We start from the raw sequence: 15,557 nt of genomic DNA, 5'->3' as shown, positions 1-15,557 counted from the left end.
CGAGAGTTAGGCCGGCTCGTCGTGTCCGGGTGGCGGTGGGGCGTTCCGGACGGCCGGGCTGACAGTGGCGATGATTGCGGTAACGAGCATCACCGAGGTGAGCACCCATATGGAACCGGTTGGGCCAAGGGCGGTCAGTAGGTAGCCGGCGCCGAGGGAGGCGAGGGGCATGACCCCCCAGGACAGGGTCATGGCTGCGCTCGTGACGCGCCCCAGCAACTCGTTCGGGACGAGGAGGGTCGCGTAGGTGATGATCACGACATTCCACAGCGGCCCGATGAACGCGCAGGCGCCACCGATGGCTCCGATCACCAGAGGGCTGGGCGCGAGTGCGAACAGGGGCAGTAGCGCAGCCCAGATCCAGTTGACTCCGATGATGACGGTTTGGGAGTGAAGCGGCGATGGAGCCTGCTCGCTGCCAGGGCGCCGATCAGACCGCCGCCGCTGTAGATGCCGAGCATCATGCCGATGGTGGCGGAGGACGCACCCTGGCGCTGGGCCAGGACGACGAGGATCAATGTGAGTGCCTGGAAGACCAGGTTGCTGACGGCGATCAGCAACATCGCGGCGCGGATGAGGGGGTGGCGCCAGATCCAGCGCAACCCTGCGGTGGTTGCCTGCCACAGCGGTTCCGCCGGCGTCTTCGTCGGGTTCTGCAGGTCGCTTCGGATGAACAGCAGTCCGATGGAGGCAATGACATAGGAGAGCGCGTCGGCCAGGAACGGTACCGCGCGGTCGATGCCGAAGAGCAGGCCGCCCAGGGGAGGCCCGGCCAGGGCCGCGCCGCGGCTCCTGGCCTCGTTCTGGGCCACCGCTGTGGGCAGCAGCGCCGCCGGGACGATCATGGGGAGGGCGGCACGCTCGGCCAGCCCGAAGAAGACGGAGCAGAGTCCTTGCACAAAAGCGACAATCGTGAGCTGCGTGACAGTGAGTACGCCCAGCCAGAGGGCGATCGGGACAGTGGAGAGCGCCAGGCCTGCGACGAGCTGGCTGATCAACAGGATTTTGCGGCGGTTCCACCTGTCCACCAGCGGTCCGGCCGGCAGGTGGGCGATCAGGAAGGGGAGCGTGCCGGCAGCGCCGACGATCCCGGCGGCGGAGGGCGATCCGGTGGTCACGAGCACGAGCAGCGGCATGGCCGTCCCGCTGATCTGGGCGCCCAGGGTCGAGACAACCTGACCGCTCCATAAGGCGACGAACTCACGGTTGCGCCACAACGACGGCCGTTCGGTGGCCCCCTGTGCAGCCGGGGCAGTCACGACCCATCCCCGCTGTCCGGGGTGGGGAACGCGTGGAACACCACGGTGATGTGCCGGCTGTCGGGGGATGCCTTGCCAGGTTCCCGGTGCCAGCGGTTGAGGAAGGCGATGTATTCCTCGCCGAACTCGGCCAACTCCTCAGCGCTGAGCATGGTGGCGCCGAAGGAGTGCATGGCGGCGGTGGCGAACTCGCCGAACGCCTCCCTGCCGGACAGGTAGGCGGCGAGATCACGATCAGCGCGGTCCATCCACTGCCGGCCGATCTCGTCAGCGGCAGCAGCAACCTCCGGATCCGCCGGGCTGCGCGGAAGCCGCACGTCCTGTGGGATGGCTCGCCAGTACTTGCGTCGCCCGGAGGAACGGTCCGTGTCCTCCTCGATGAACTCGAAGCGGGCCAATTGCCGCAGGTGATAGCTGGTCGCGCCGCGATCCGCGCCGAATTCGGCGGCCAGGTCCGCAGACGTGGCTGAGCCATGACGCTGGAGCCAGGTCAGCAGCTGTTGTCGCAGCGGGTGAGCAAGTGCCTTGAGCGCGTCAATGTCAGAGAGTTCGCGTCGTCGTGATGCGGGCATGATGAGAAGATATCTATGCAAAGATTTCTTCTCAACCCTGGATTGCCGAGCCGACAGAGGCTCGTCAACCGAGGACGAGGTCGACCATGCGCTGTCGTGTCAGCGGCCGCGTCAGGACGGCAACGGCCCGGTATCAGAGCGGTCGGCGATGGTGGATGCCATGAACGGTTCAGCGGTTGCGGCCCCAAGGCTCATCCGTCCGTTCAGTTGGACTTTCGTAACAGGTTCGAAGGAGCACACAATCATGTCCATCACCCTTTCCGACCAGGACAAGCTCACCCTGCGGATCGCCGCGTGGGGCGCCGTCTCGCTGATGTCCGCCGCTGGTGCCGCCGGCTCCGCCCACAAGGTCGCCACTCACGGCTCCATCGCCCTGACCTCCGCGACCGGCCTGGTCGGGCACGTGCTCACCAAGGCGCCCAAGGGCGTGAAGTACGGCAAGTCCGTCGCCGAGCTCGCCGACCAGGTGCTGCCGGCCCTGACGGAGGCCGTGAGCCTGCTCAGGCAGCAGGCTCCGGCCGAGGCCGACAACTTCCGCCGCACCGTCATCGTCGCCATCGAGGCAGCCGCCCGGCCCCAGCAGGGCGAGCCCAGCCCCACTCTGGCTGAGATGGCCCGCAAGATCACCGGAGCCCTCGACGCCGCTTGATGGGATGCCGGCCTGCGCAGCTACAGCTTGTCACCGGGGTCCTCTCCGGGCCCCGGCTCATCACCGCCGACAAGGATGTCGAGCTGCTCATCGTGCGGGCAGGCCGCGGACTGACGGGGCCGAGCCGACTCAGCCGACGGCTGAGCACCGTGGATCCGTACGCCTTGAGGGAGTTCCCGGGCGAACCGTGATGGCCATCACGGGTGGTCCAGTGGCGGCATGGCCCGCTGGTACCAGCACGTCACCGACGGCATCCGGGACACGGTGGCCAAGCAGGTTGAACCCTCCGAAGAGGCCAACTGCGACTGGGCATAGCAAAAGGGGCCGACTCGGATGGGGTCGGCCCCTTTGCGTTTACTGCCTCAACCAGGCGCGCGACGGTGGAGCCGAGTCTTGGTCGAATCAGGTGGTGCGGCGGGCTCGGGACAGGGCCAGCCCACCCAGGACCATGCCGATCAGCCCGAGCAGCAGGGCGAAGATGGCCCCGGCCAGCCCGTTGCCGGTACCGAAACCGCCGGCGGAGTTGGCCGCATGCAGTCCACCGATGATCAGGCTGGTCAGCCCGAGATAAGGGCTGGAGGCGTATCCGATCTTTGGCATCGGAAGTGGTGAAAGGGGGCCTGTGCGGGGGATGCCAAGGCACGCCCTGGCCCCCTGGGAGCGGTCTCTAGGCTGTACTGACGCGAGGTAGGACCCGGGCCGGTCCTGCTCGTTACCCGTGCTGGCCGGGCTGGTAGTCGCCGGCGGGCTGCCGGATGATGACATTCACGCGGTTGACGGCGTTGATGAGGGCGATGAGGGACACCAGTGCGGCGAGCTGGTCCTCGTCGTAGTGCTTGGCGGCATTTGCCCAGACCTCGTCGCTGACGCCACCGGCCGCGTCAGCGATGCGGGTACCCTGCTCGGCCAGCTCCAGGGCGGCGCGCTCGGCTTCAGTGAACACCGTGGCCTCCCGCCAGGCCGCGACCAGGTTGAGGCGGGTGGCGGTCTCCCCGGCGTGCGCGGCGTCCTTGCTGTGCATGTCCACGCAGACCGCGCACCCATTGATCTGACTGGCGCGCAGCAACACCAGCTCGCGCGTCACGGGCGGCAGCGTCGAATCCGCGGCCACCTTGCCCGCGGCCACGATGTGCTTCAGAGACTTGCCCGCGACCGGGTTGCCGAAGAGGTTCAACCGAGCATCCATCGTGCTCTCCTTGTCGTTGTCCCGTTGTCGCCCCTCTAGGACAGGGCAGTCCGCCAGCCTGTGACGGCGACGAATGTGACGTGCGTCTCCCCTCTCGTGCGGGCGCCACGCGGCTGATCCACGGCAACGCTCCTCGGCTACCCTGCGGTACGTCATGCGCAAGCGTCCTCGACGAGGGGCCGGCAGAAGGGCGCGGCCGGGCACGGTCGTACGCGAGTTGGGGAGGAATTCCGTGCTTGGACCAACGGCTCAGAGCGAGGCTGTCGGCTACCGGCCGCTGCTGTTCTCCATCGCCTATGGGATGACCGGCTCCGTGGGCGATGCCGAGGACATCGTGCAGGACGCGTTCCTCGGTCTGACCCGGGCGTACCAGGCGGGGACCGTGATCGACAATCTGAAGGCGTACCTGACCACGGCCGTGACGCGACTGGGCCTCAACTACCTGAGTTCGGCGCGGGTACGCCGGGAGACCTATGTCGGCCAGTGGCTGCCGGAGCCGGTCGTCGTGCTCGCCGACATGCCCGGACCGGCCGAGCACGCTGAGCTGTCCGACTCGCTGTCGATGGCCTTCCTGGTGCTGCTGGAGTCGCTCTCGCCGGTGGAGCGGGCCGTGTTCATGCTGCGTGAGGTGTTCGGGTACGGCTATCCGGAGGTGGCGGGGATCACCGGCAAGACCGAGGCGAACTGCCGGCAGATCTTCGCCCGGGCCAGGCAGCGCATCGCCGCCGGAGGGCAGGTCGAGGGCGGCACGCTGTCCCGCGAGCGGCGGGCAGAAGGTGCGGAACTTGCGCGCAGGTTCTTCGTGGCCGCCGAGAGCGGCGATATGGAGGCCCTGCTCGGCATGCTCGCACCTGACGTGGTGCTCCACGGGGACGGGGGCGGCAAGGTGCGGATCTTCGGAAGTCGGCTGGCCGGGCGGCTGGCTGTCATACGGCTGCTCCTCGGCGTGTTCCGCCGGGGTGGGACCCTGGGCGTCTCCCTCCGGCCGGCCTGGATCAACGGCCGTCCGGGCGCTGTCAAGTACGACTCCGAAGGTCGCGTGATCGGTGTGGTCGAGCTCGACATCGCCGACGGTGTGGTCTGCGCGATCCACGCGGTGGCCAACCCCGACAAGCTTGCCCATATCGGGCCGGTATCCGATCTAGGGCGGCTGCCGGAGTAATGGCGCACCTCACGATCATCAGCAGGCCGCCTCAAAGGCGACTCGCCACATCTCTGGCAAGAGGGCGGCTGGGTCTTCACCCACGGCGACAGGCCAGCCCGTGAGTCCGTACACCGACTATCACGAGTGGAAGGCCCTGCCCAAGGTTGCTGGCCTACGGGACGGTCGTCTTCATGACGCCCGGCACACCGCCGCCACGGTGTTGCTCATTCTCGGCGTGCCAGAGCGCACCGTCATGGCCATCATGGGGTGGTACGGCTCTGGGATGGCAGCGCGGTATCAGCACGTGACAGATGGCATCCGGCAGACCGTGGCCAGGCAAATCGGGGGTCTCATCTGGGAGGCAGAAGGGGGCCTTGGAGAAGCCGACTGAGACCCGGCATAGCAAAAGGGGCCGACTTGGATGGGGTCGGCCCCTTTGCGTTTACTGCCTCAACCAGGCGCGGAGGATAGGGGATTTGAACCCCTGATAGGTTGCCCTATACACGCTTTCCAAGCGTGCGCCCTCGGCCACTAGGCGAATCCTCCGCCGACGAGCTTACCGGACTTCTGGACGTGCGCAGACCACCTTTTCCGGGGTGGAGCGAGCACTGCGGCATCCGGCTAGACTGTGGAAGGACCCCTCGCGCGGCGTCATCCTGTGAACCTCCCCAGGGCCGGAAGGCAGCAAGGATAAGCGGGCTCTGGCGGGTGTGCGAGGGGTCTCTTCGTTGGGAGCCCCCTCGCAGGCGGGATGGTCGCATGAGCCTTGCGCTTTACCGCAAGTACCGGCCCGGGACGTTCGCCGAGGTCAAGGGTCAGGAGCACGTCACAGACCCGTTGCGGCAGGCGTTGCGTACGGGCCGGATCAACCACGCCTATCTCTTCAGCGGCCCCCGCGGGTGTGGCAAGACCTCCAGCGCCCGCATCCTGGCGCGCTCCCTCAACTGCGAGCAGGGCCCGACGCCCGATCCGTGCGGCGTCTGCGAGTCGTGCGTCGCGCTCGGCCCGACCGGGCCCGGCCACCTCGACGTCATCGAGATCGACGCCGCCTCGCACGGAGGTGTGGACGACGCGCGCGACCTGCGCGAACGGGCATTCTTTGCCCCCGTCTCCGCGCGTTACAAGATCTACATCATCGACGAGGCGCACATGGTGACCCGCGAGGGGTTCAACGCGCTGCTCAAGCTCGTCGAGGAGCCCCCGCCGCACCTGAAGTTCATCTTCGCGACGACCGAGCCGGAAAAGGTCATCGGGACGATCAAGTCGCGTACGCACCACTACCCGTTCAGGCTGATGCCGCCCGCGACGCTCCGCGGGTTGCTGGAGGAGATCCTCACCTCCGAGAACGTGCCCTTCGAGCCCACCGCGCTGCCCCTCGTCGTGCGGGCGGGCGCGGGCTCCGCGCGTGACTCGCTCTCCATCCTCGACCAGCTCCTCGCCGGGGCCGAGGACGACGGCATCACGTACGCCAAAGCCGTCTCCCTGCTCGGCTACACCGACGGCGACCTGCTCGACGAGGTCGTCAACGCGTTCGCGGCACGTGACGGCGGACAGGTGTTCCACGCGGTCAACCGGGTGATCGAAGGCGGCCACGACCCCCGCCGCTTCGCCTCCGACCTGCTCGAACGCTTCCGCGACCTGGTAATCCTGGCGAACGTCCCCGAGGCGGCCTCGAGCGGCCTGCTCGACCGCCCCGCCGACGAGCTCGAACGCCTCGTCCAGCAGGCCGCCTCGATGGGTCCGGCCGAGCTGACCCGCGCGGCCGAGGTCTTCAATGCCGGTCTCACCGAGATGCGCGGTGCCACGTCGCCGCGGCTGCTGCTCGAGCTGATGTGCGCCCGCGTGCTGCTTCCCGGCGCCGCGCAGGGCGAGGAGGCTCTGCTCGCCCGCCTCGAACGCCTCGAACGCGGCGGTGCCGTCGCCCAGATGGCCGTCCGGGCCGCTTCCGGCGCATCCGTTCCGGCCGCCGCACCCGCTCCTGCCTCGGTGCCCATCCCGCGACCGGGCACCTCGTCGTCCGGCCAGGTCAGCACCCGGGTCCCAGCGGGGGCCGCCAACGATCCGGCCGGTGAGGACTCCCACGGTCCGGCCACGCAATCTGCCGCCGCTCCGGCTGCGCAGCCACACGCCGGTTCCGCCGCCCAGTCGCACGCCGGTTCTGACTCGGCGAGTGCGGGTGCGGGTGTGAGTGCGGGTGCCGGTGTGAGCTCGGGGGCTGATGACTGGCCTGAGCCCGTCCGCCCCGGCTCTCCGTCGGCGGGCGCATCAGGCGCTACGCAGACGGCCCCGGCGATGGGCGGCGCGCCGCAGACGTCCCAGGCGGGGAGCGGGGCACAGCAGGCTCCTCCGGTCGCCGGTGCTCCCGTGGGGAGTGGAGCCGGCGCCGTACAGGCGCAGTGGGCTGCCGTGCTCGCCGCGCTCAAGCAGCGCAGCATCGTGGTCTGGGCGAACGTGAGCACCAACGCCCAGGTGGTGGGCGTGGAAGGCAATATCGTCACGCTGGGCTTCACCCAGGTCGGCGCGATGAAGAACTTCACGGGCGGCGGCAAGGACGCCGTGGTGGCCGGGGCGCTCGGCGACGTGCTCGGCGGCACGTGGCGGGTCGAAGCAGTCGTCGGCGGCTCCCCGCCCCCTCCCCGAGGCTCTTCTCGTCCCCCTTCGCACAGCGGCCCGGCCGCGAGTCACGGCGGCCCGGCGGGTGGTCACAGTGGCCCGGCTGGTGGTCACGGTACGGCGGCGGGCGCAGCCGGGCCTCAGGGGGCGGCAGGCACACCTGCCACGTCCCAACCCCAGGGCCGTACGGCGTCGCACGGCGGTTCCCACGAGGACCGCGGCGCCCAGGAGCCAAGCCCCGGCCAACCTCCGGCCGCATCCCCTGGACACCAGACCACGGACGAGTCCTGGCCCGACGCTCCCGACGACTTCGGCCCCGGCTCCCCACCGAGCCCTGACCCGACGCACACCATGCCCGCCACACAACACGCCGCCGCACCGGCCGGGGGCTCCCCGGGAGGCGGCACGGGCTTGGCCGCCGCGAGGTCGGCGGCGCGAGCCGCCGCGCAGGCGGGACCCCGCGTCCCGTCCGCCCGTGGCGGTGCCGCGGCCTGGCCGGAGACGGTTCCCAGCCGCAACAAGGTGCCGGATTCGGACGACGTCGACCCGTTGAACGACGCGGACGCCGACGTGGACGCGGTCTCGGGCATGGCCCTGCTGGAGCGCGAACTGGGCGCTCAGGTGATCGGCGAAATCGACCACACCTGACCTGGCCGGGCCCTCGACGAGGCGACCCGCCGCCTGCTCTACGACGCCACGATGGGCCTGGGGAAGAGCGCGACGTCACAGCCTGAACTCGTGGCGAAGTGAGGGCCGCAGTGACGACGTCCCCTGAGAAACGGCCGTAAAGGGCTCAGACGCGCAGGCGGGAGCGCGCGGTGGCGGAGCGGGGGTCGGTGGCGGGGAGGGCGGCGAGGCGCTCCAGGACCTCGTAGTCGTCGTGGCCGTTGCAGGTCTGCGCATACGCCCACAGCTCGTCCGGCGAGCCGTGCCGCAGCAGGCAGGCCCGCACCTGGGCCTCCAGCTCGTCACGTTCGCGGCGGATCTCCGGCGACTCCGAGCGCAGCAGCAGCGGACCCGGGTAGGCGCGAGCCAGGGCGCGCGGGTCGTTCACCGACAGGTGGCGCCGCACCTCCAGGAAGTCGGCCTCCAGCGGGCAGGTCAGCCGGTAGGGCTTGGCCGCGATGGCCTCCCCGAGCTGGGCCCGCAACCGGTGGATCTCCGCCCTGATCGTCACCGGGTTGCCCTCGTCCCCGTAGAGGTAGAACGAGAGCTGCTCGGCCCTCAGCCCGTGCGGATGCAGCGCCAGTAGGGCCAGGATCTCCGCGTGCCGGAGCGACAGGGGCCGTTCGAGGTCGCCGAACGTGGCTCTGGGCGGCCTCTCGCCGAGGAAGGTGAGAGTGAGGGCGGCAGGCGCGGCGGACGGCGTGGGCCGCAGGAGGAAACCGTCGGAGAACGGCTCGACCAGGGCGACGGACCCGTCGGCGAGTATCACCCGGCGGCCGGTGAGGCGCAGGCGTTCGCCCAGGTCGCCCGCCGGGTCACCCAGAAGGACGCGGCCGGTGGACGACAGCAGCACCCCGGGCTGTCCGCGCAGGGACTCGTAGCGGCGGCGCAGGCGTTCGTCGCGCTCGTGCATGCGCAGCGCGAGCTGGGTCTCCGCGAGCTTGGCCGTGGCGGCGACCAGGGCGACGGTGGCCGGGTGCAGGCTGCGTGAGGTGCCGCTGACGTCGACGCAGCCGATGACCAGGCCAGAGTCGGGATCTGTGATGGGGGCGGCGCTGCACGACCAGATGTGCAGCACCCGCATGAGGTGCTCCTCGGAGTAGACGTGCACGGGCCGGCCGGCGGCGAGCGCGGTGCCGATGCCGTTGGTGCCGACGCTGTCCTCGGTCCATTGGTGTCCGTCTGCCAGGCCGATCTGGTCGGCGCGGCGCATGATCGTGTGGTTGCCGTCGCGCCACAGGATCCGGCCTTCACCATCCGTGACGATCAACACCTCGTCGGCCAGGCCGGTGAGCGTCTGCGCGATCAGCGGCACCAACGGCCGCAGCGGGTGGGCCTGGCGAACGTCCTTTATACGCGATACGTCGTAAATCAGGGGTGCACCCTTGCTTTCCGGGTCGATGCCGGCCTCCAGGGAGCGTTCCCAGGATGCGGTGATCAGGCTGCGGGGCAGCTCCGGCCAGGTGCGTCCGGTCGCCGCCGCTTCGTGTGCTCCGCGCAGAAGACGGGAGTACGCGTTGAGATGGCCGTAACTCATCGGTCACTCCAAGTAGTCAACTAGAGCATCCGTCTTGCGGGCGTTCCGCGCAAGTCATTCGGGGGGATTGCGGAGGGTGATTGAACGAACGCAACCTGTGTGCAACGTTCGGCTCGTTAGTGTCCTGGCTCAACGCGTCGGCGTGGTGCGGCCGCTCCGCCGACGTGGTGGCCGGGTCTCGGACGCTGGAGGGGGGCCGAGATCCGGCCAAAAACATCCCATAGGCGGGGCACCCCAGTACATGACGCCGCCCAAACCCCGTAGGCTCGTGGAGTCAAGAATGCGGAGCCACGAGGAGCGCACCACGGTGAACCCAGGGGATGTCAACCTGCAGCAGCTGCTGGAGCAGGCCCAGCTCATGCAGCAGCAGCTTGTGAGCGCCCAGCAGGAGCTCAACGACGCGCAGATCGAGGGCTCGTCCGGCGGCGGGCTTGTCACGGCCGTCGTCAACGGTTCGGGCGAGCTGCTCGAGCTCAAGATCGACCCGAGCGTGATCGACGCCGGGGACCCGCAGGACACCGCCGACACGATCGCCGACCTGGTGATCGCGGCCGTCCGCGACGCCGTACGCGCCGCTGCCGACCTGCAACAGGAGAAGCTCGGCCCGCTGGCCCAAGGGCTGGGCGGCGGCGGCCTCGGACAGTTGCCAGGGTTCTAGGCATGTACGAAGGGGTCGTCCAGAACCTGATCGACGAGCTCGGCCTGCTGCCCGGCGTCGGTCCCAAGAGCGCGCAGCGGATCGCGTTCCACCTGCTGGCGGCCGATCCAGCCGACGTCAAGCGACTGGCGCACGCGTTGCTGGAGGTCAAGGAGAAGGTCCGCTTCTGCCGGGTCTGCGGAAACGTGGCCTCGGAGGAAGAGTGCCGTATCTGCCGCGACCAGCGCCGCGACACGCACGTGATCTGCGTGGTCGAGGAGTCGAAGGACGTCGTGGCGATCGAGAAGACGCGCGAGTTCCGCGGCACCTACCACGTGCTCGGCGGCGCGATCAGCCCGATCGACGGCATCGGCCCCGATGACCTGCGCATTCGCGAGCTCATGACGCGCCTGGCCGACGGCCGGGTCACCGAGCTCATCCTCGCCACCGATCCCAATCTCGAGGGTGAGGCGACTGCTACCTACCTCGCCCGTCTGGTCAAGCCAATGGGCATCAAAGTGACACGACTGGCCAGCGGTCTGCCTGTGGGCGGTGACCTCGAGTACGCCGACGAGGTCACCTTGGGCCGCGCGTTCGAAGGACGGAGGCTGCTGGATGTCTGACCAGTGGAGCGCCCTTGCCGAAGAGATCTCCGGGCACGCGCAGGACTACGTCGACGGCCTGACCAGGGTCGCGGGCGGCGAGGGCGGCGACGCCATCTGGTCGCTGCTGCTGGTGGAGGTCGCTCAGGTGAGCCTGGCGGGCGCCAAGCTCGGGGCCAACCGCGACGTGATCCTCGCGGGCAACAACGAGCCGCCGATGAGCGAGGACCCCGACATCGACGGCGTGCGCACCGCGCTGGCCGAGCGGCTGGAGGCGGTCGACGACTACGCCGAGGTGTTCGACCCGTACAAGGACACCGCCGTCACGCCGTACCGGCTCTCCGACGACCTGACCGCGGTCGCCGCCGACCTCATCCACGGGCTGCGCCACTACCACGCGGGGCGCCCTTACGAGGCGCTCTGGTGGTGGCAGTACTCCTACTTCAACACCTGGGGCAACCACGCGGGCGCCGCGATGCGCGCGCTGCAGGCGCTGGCCGCGCACTCGCGCCTCGACGTGGCCGAGGAGACCACCGCGGTCTGATCATCCATATTCTGGAACGCCCCATCGGGCGCATGAGAGGCCCCCAGTAGACTGACAGCTCACAGTCCAAACCGGGAGACTCTCGTGGCGCTCGTTGTGCAAAAGTACGGTGGTTCGTCCGTCGCCGACGCGTCCTGCATCAAGCGGGTCGCGCAGCGGATCGTCGCGACGAAAAAAGCCGGCAACGACGTGGTCGTGATCGTCTCCGCCATGGGCGACACGACGGACGAGCTGCTCGACCTGGCCGAGCAGGTGTCGCCGCTGCCTCCGGGCCGCGAGCTCGACATGCTGCTGACCTCGGGCGAGCGCATCTCGATGGCCCTGCTGGCGATGGCGATCGCCAACCTCGGCCACGAGGCCCGTTCGTTCACCGGCTCGCAGGCAGGTGTGATCACCGACTCCACCCACGGCAAGGCGCGCATCATCGACGTGACGCCCAGTCGCATCCGTGAGGCGATCGACCAGGGCCACATCGCGATCGTGGCCGGGTTCCAGGGCGTCTCGCAGGACACGAAGGACATCACCACGCTGGGCCGCGGCGGGTCCGACACCACGGCGGTGGCGCTGGCGGCGGCCCTGCAGGCCGACGTGTGCGAGATCTACACCGACGTCGACGGCGTGTTCACCGCCGACCCGCGCATCGTGCCGGCGGCGCGGCAGATCCCCAGGATCTCGTACGACGAGATGATGGAGATGGCCGCCTGCGGCGCGAAGATCCTGCATCTGCGCTGCGTGGAGTACGCCCGCCGGTTCGACCTGCCGATTCACGTCCGCAGCTCGTTCAGCACCAGGGAAGGCACGTGGGTCGTCTCCGACCCTTACACCGAAGGAACCGAGATGGAGCAGCCGATCATCTCCGGCGTCGCGCACGACCGGAGCGAGGCCAAGATCACTGTTGTCGGGGTCCCCGACAAGGTCGGAGAGGCTGCCTCGATCTTCAAAACGCTGGCCGACGCCGAGATCAACATTGACATGATCGTGCAGAACGTCTCGGCCGCGGCCACGGGCCGCACGGACATCTCCTTCACGCTGCCCACGGCGGACGCCCAGACGGCGCTGTCGGCGCTGAAGAAGATCCAGGGCCAGATCGGCTACGAGTCGCTGCTCTTCGACGACCAGATCGGGAAGGTGTCGCTGATCGGCGCGGGCATGCGCTCGCACCCCGGCGTCACGGCGACGTTCTTCGCGGCCCTCGCCGACGCGGGGGTCAACATCGAGATGATCTCCACCTCGGAGATCCGCATCTCAGTGATCGTCGAGCAGGACGGCGTCGACGCGGCCGTGGCGGCCGCCCACCGCGCGTTCTCGCTCGACGCCGACCAGGTCGAAGCCGTGGTGTACGGAGGTAGTGGACGATGAGCAGGCCCACTCTTGCCCTGATCGGGGCGACCGGTGCCGTCGGCACCGTCATGCGCGACATCGTGTCGTCACGTGCGGACATCTGGGGCGAGATCCGTCTCGTCGCCTCGCCCCGCTCGGCGGGCAAGGTGCTCCAGGTACGCGGCGAGGACGTCGTGGTCCAGGCCCTCGCGCCCGAGGTCTTCGACGGCATCGACGTGGCCATCTTCGACGTGCCCGACGAGGTGTCGGCGGTGTGGGTGCCGATCGCGGCCGAGCGCGGCGCGATCGCGATCGACAAGTCGGGCACGTTCCGCATGGAGCCGGACGTGCCGCTGGTCGTGCCCGAGGTCAACCCGCTCGACGCGCGCAACCGGCCGCGCAACATCATCTCGACCCCCAACTGCACGACGCTGTCGATGATGGCGGCCATGGGGGCGCTGCACGCCGAGTTCACGCTCACCGAGCTGGTCGTCGCCTCCTACCAGGCGGTGTCGGGCGCCGGTGTGGCGGGCTCCGCGCGGCTCTACGACGAGGTCGAGGCGCTGGCCGGCGACCGTACGATCGGCCAGGCGGCCGGTGACGTGCGCAAGGTGCTGGCCAACAAGCTGCCGGAGGAGTCGCCGTTCCCCGCGCCCATCGCGTTCAACGTGGTGCCGTGGGCGGGCTCGTACAAGGATGGCGGCTGGGCCTCCGAGGAGCTCAAGCTCCGCAACGAGTCCCGCAAGATCCTCGGCATCCCCGACCTGAAGGTCTCGGCGACCTGCGTGCGCGTGCCGGTGGTCACGACCCACTCGCTGGCCGTGCACGCGCGGTTCGAGCGCGAGATCACGGTCGCCGACGCGCACCGCGTCCTTGAGGCGGCGCCGACGGTGGTGCTCGTGGACGACCCGGCCAACGGCGTGTTCCCGACGCCGCTCGACGTCGTGGGCACCGACCCGACCTACGTGGGCCGCATCCGGCAGGCGATCGACTTCCCCAACACGCTCGACCTGTTCGTGTGCGGCGACAACCTGCGCAAGGGCGCGGCGCTCAACGCGGCGGAGATCGCCGAGCTGGTCGCGGCCGAGCTGTAGTCCGTCTGATGGTGTGACGCCGTGCTTCCCAGCGCGGCGTCCGCCGTCTTACGGCCGTGTCACCGGAACATAATGTCCCAGTGGTCGCTCTCGTCGGCGAAGATCGTGCCTGAGTCGGCGCGGTACAGTCGCGCACCGTCGCTGCGCGTTCCGGCCTTCTCGTGATTTTTCGTGATGTACGGGTCGATGCAGCTGTTGTGGGAAATGTCGAGCTTGTAGCCGTTCCCGTGGCTGTAGACCCCAGGAGCGTGGCCCGCTTCCGTGCCTCCGGTGACCATGATCGGGCAGCCGCTCTCGCGCTTCAGGTCCATGATGCCGGCGATGGTCCCGGTCCGCACCGAGTCGAGCGAGGTGCAGTTGTGGACGTGCTTGCTCGTGCAGTTGCCGCTCGACTTCGTCTTCACGCCCCCGCTCTTCAGCCACCCGGCGGCGGTGGTGTGGGACATCTGTATGGCCCCCTGCCGCGGTAGGACGCGCGTCAGATCGACGCGAGCGTGCTTGCCCGTCAGGTGTGGCCGCGCCCGGGGGATTCGCGCCACCCGGACGTGTGCGGGCCTCCTGGCGGGCTTGACGGCCGCAGGGCGCGGCTTCCGCGGCCCGATCGGGCGCTCCATGGGCCAGCCCCGCGTGTCGGCCGATTCGCTCATCGGCGCGTCCAGGAAGGCCGCCAGCTCCTCGCGGTCCGTCATGAGCTGTTCGAAAGCCCATGGCTCGCCCAGGTGCGGTCCGACCTCGTAGTCCCAGTCGGTAAGTCCGGCCGTGTTGCGGCTGCTCGGCGCCGGCGACCCTCCGGGGTGGGAAGCGGCTGAAGCGGCCGAGGCCAGCGCGATTATGGAGATCTCAACGCCGATGAGTGCGACTACTGTGAGGCGCACTGTTCCACGTATCCACATGTCAATGCCTTTTCGCGGAAATAGCCCTTCCGCCTGAAACGACAATCCCACCATTCACGGGAGATAACTCATGCCGCGGTCGCAACTTTGCCCTGTGGCGGCGATCACCGTGCGGCTCCATGACCTACGAGTGGAAAACCACGTAAAGTGACGAACGTGTCCGAAGCCCGAAACCGAGGATCGGAGAGCACCCGAGAGGTCATCGTCGAGACGGCACTGCGGTTGTTCAGGGAGCGCGGCTTCGACGCGACCACAATGCGTGCCATCGCCGCCGAGGCCGGGGTGTCCGTGGGCAATGCCTACTACTACTTCGACAGCAAGGAGGCGTTGATCCAGGCGTACTACGACCGCGCCCAGGCCGAGCACGAGGAGGCCTGCGGGGAGTTCCTGGCCACCGAGACATCGTTCGCGGCCAGGCTGAGCGGAGTGCTACGCGAATGGGTACGCGTGTCCGAGCCGTACCACGAGTTCGCCGTCAAGTTCTACAAACACGCGGCCGAGCCGACCAACCCGCTGAGCCCGTTCAGCGAGCAGTCCTCACCTGCCAGGGAGGCCTCCATCGCGATCTACCGGCAGGTCGTGGAGGGGTCGCGCGACCGCATGAACGCCGAGCTGCGGGAGGAGCTGCCCGAGCTGCTCTGGCTGCTGTCCATGGGCATGGTGCTGTTCTGGGTGCACGACACCTCGCCGGGTTGTGCGCGTACGTACCGGCTGATCGAGGTGACGGTGCCGCTGGTGGACCGGCTGGTCGGACTGTCACATCTGCCGGGTTTGAGGGGGATCACGAAGGACTTCATCGCGGCGGTCCACGAGCTGCGCGCCTAGAAGCACATACCGGTCG

General features: G+C 69.0%; 17 protein-coding genes, 1 tRNA gene and 1 other RNA gene. 11 read left to right on the top strand and 8 right to left on the bottom strand.

Going from position 1 to position 15,557, the window contains the following annotated elements:
• Positions 1-6: 6 nt before the first annotated feature.
• The 3 genes from ABN273_RS06070 to ABN273_RS06060 are packed head-to-tail and all read right to left on the bottom strand — an operon-like array spanning position 7 to position 1,831.
• Positions 7-312: a hypothetical protein gene (locus tag ABN273_RS06070; protein ID WP_349447631.1), complete on the bottom strand. Its 306-nt coding sequence runs from the start codon at positions 310-312 to the stop codon at positions 7-9.
• Complete coding sequence (locus tag ABN273_RS06065) at positions 309-1,259, bottom strand: MFS transporter (protein WP_349447630.1); 951 nt, start codon at positions 1,257-1,259, stop codon at positions 309-311. The genes ABN273_RS06070 and ABN273_RS06065 overlap by 4 nt, the downstream gene beginning before the upstream one ends.
• Complete coding sequence (locus ABN273_RS06060) at positions 1,256-1,831, bottom strand: ArsR/SmtB family transcription factor (RefSeq protein WP_349447629.1); 576 nt, start codon at positions 1,829-1,831, stop codon at positions 1,256-1,258. Before ABN273_RS06060 ends, ABN273_RS06065 begins: the two co-directional genes overlap by 4 nt.
• Before the next feature lie 244 nt (positions 1,832-2,075).
• Here ABN273_RS06060 and ABN273_RS06055 point away from each other — a divergent pair, with 244 nt between their 5' ends.
• Positions 2,076-2,480, top strand: coding sequence for a hypothetical protein (locus ABN273_RS06055; protein WP_349447628.1), 405 nt, complete (start codon positions 2,076-2,078; stop codon positions 2,478-2,480).
• 402 nt (positions 2,481-2,882) lie between these two features.
• Here ABN273_RS06055 and ABN273_RS06050 read toward each other — a convergent pair whose 3' ends face one another.
• Positions 2,883-3,080, bottom strand: a complete 198-nt coding sequence (locus tag ABN273_RS06050) for a DUF6223 family protein (protein ID WP_349447627.1) — start codon at positions 3,078-3,080, stop codon at positions 2,883-2,885.
• 112 nt (positions 3,081-3,192) lie between these two features.
• Positions 3,193-3,666, bottom strand: a complete 474-nt coding sequence (locus ABN273_RS06045; RefSeq protein ID WP_349447626.1) for a carboxymuconolactone decarboxylase family protein — start codon at positions 3,664-3,666, stop codon at positions 3,193-3,195.
• Positions 3,667-3,898: 232 nt separating this feature from the next.
• Between ABN273_RS06045 and sigJ the strand changes: the two genes are divergently transcribed.
• Positions 3,899-4,828 carry an RNA polymerase sigma factor SigJ gene (sigJ, locus tag ABN273_RS06040; RefSeq protein WP_349447625.1) on the top strand — a complete coding sequence of 310 codons (930 nt, stop codon included), beginning with the start codon at positions 3,899-3,901 and terminating at the stop codon, positions 4,826-4,828.
• A gap of 100 nt (positions 4,829-4,928) precedes the next feature.
• Positions 4,929-5,201, top strand: coding sequence for a tyrosine-type recombinase/integrase (locus ABN273_RS06035; protein ID WP_349447624.1), 273 nt, complete (start codon positions 4,929-4,931; stop codon positions 5,199-5,201).
• Positions 5,202-5,271: 70 nt separating this feature from the next.
• Here ABN273_RS06035 and ABN273_RS06030 read toward each other — a convergent pair.
• Positions 5,272-5,356 (bottom strand) — tRNA-Ser (locus ABN273_RS06030).
• Positions 5,357-5,442: 86 nt separating this feature from the next.
• On the opposite strand from ABN273_RS06030, the gene ffs reads away from it, so the two are divergent.
• An RNA gene (gene ffs, locus ABN273_RS06025) (signal recognition particle sRNA small type) lies at positions 5,443-5,538 on the top strand.
• Positions 5,539-5,569: 31 nt separating this feature from the next.
• Entirely contained in the window at positions 5,570-8,071 is a 2,502-nt protein-coding gene (locus ABN273_RS06020) for a DNA polymerase III subunit gamma and tau (RefSeq protein ID WP_349447623.1), read from the top strand.
• A gap of 145 nt (positions 8,072-8,216) precedes the next feature.
• On the opposite strand, the gene ABN273_RS06015 is transcribed toward ABN273_RS06020, so the two are convergent.
• Entirely contained in the window at positions 8,217-9,626 is a 1,410-nt protein-coding gene (locus ABN273_RS06015; protein ID WP_349447622.1) for a helix-turn-helix domain-containing protein, read from the bottom strand.
• 280 nt (positions 9,627-9,906) lie between these two features.
• Here ABN273_RS06015 and ABN273_RS06010 point away from each other — a divergent pair, with 280 nt between their 5' ends.
• From ABN273_RS06010 to ABN273_RS05990, 5 genes are all read left to right on the top strand, one after another.
• Positions 9,907-10,284, top strand: coding sequence for a YbaB/EbfC family nucleoid-associated protein (locus tag ABN273_RS06010; protein ID WP_397133777.1), 378 nt, complete (start codon positions 9,907-9,909; stop codon positions 10,282-10,284).
• 2 nt (positions 10,285-10,286) lie between these two features.
• Entirely contained in the window at positions 10,287-10,886 is a 600-nt protein-coding gene (gene recR / locus ABN273_RS06005) for a recombination mediator RecR (protein WP_349447621.1), read from the top strand.
• Positions 10,879-11,409 carry a DUF5063 domain-containing protein gene (locus ABN273_RS06000; protein ID WP_349447620.1) on the top strand — a complete coding sequence of 177 codons (531 nt, stop codon included), beginning with the start codon at positions 10,879-10,881 and terminating at the stop codon, positions 11,407-11,409. The genes recR and ABN273_RS06000 overlap by 8 nt, the downstream gene beginning before the upstream one ends.
• An 84-nt stretch (positions 11,410-11,493) precedes the next feature.
• On the top strand, positions 11,494-12,768 hold the full coding sequence (locus ABN273_RS05995) for an aspartate kinase (RefSeq protein WP_349447619.1): 1,275 nt from the start codon (positions 11,494-11,496) through the stop codon (positions 12,766-12,768).
• Positions 12,765-13,823 carry an aspartate-semialdehyde dehydrogenase gene (locus ABN273_RS05990; protein ID WP_349447618.1) on the top strand — a complete coding sequence of 353 codons (1,059 nt, stop codon included), beginning with the start codon at positions 12,765-12,767 and terminating at the stop codon, positions 13,821-13,823. The genes ABN273_RS05995 and ABN273_RS05990 overlap by 4 nt, the downstream gene beginning before the upstream one ends.
• Before the next feature lie 59 nt (positions 13,824-13,882).
• Here the strand turns inward: ABN273_RS05990 and ABN273_RS05985 are convergent, their stop codons facing one another.
• A complete protein-coding gene (locus tag ABN273_RS05985) occupies positions 13,883-14,698 on the bottom strand; it encodes a hypothetical protein (RefSeq protein ID WP_349447617.1) in 816 nt (271 codons plus the stop codon).
• Positions 14,699-14,872: 174 nt separating this feature from the next.
• On the opposite strand from ABN273_RS05985, the gene ABN273_RS05980 reads away from it, so the two are divergent.
• Entirely contained in the window at positions 14,873-15,541 is a 669-nt protein-coding gene (locus ABN273_RS05980) for a TetR/AcrR family transcriptional regulator (protein WP_349447616.1), read from the top strand.
• The last annotated feature ends 16 nt before the right edge of the window (positions 15,542-15,557 follow it).

The sequence above is a fragment of the Nonomuraea sp. B19D2 genome (genome assembly GCF_040137845.1).
Lineage (GTDB): Bacteria > Actinomycetota > Actinomycetes > Streptosporangiales > Streptosporangiaceae > Nonomuraea.
Note: the sequence above shows the minus strand (reverse complement) of the source record. Positions and strands in the feature narration are given on the sequence as shown.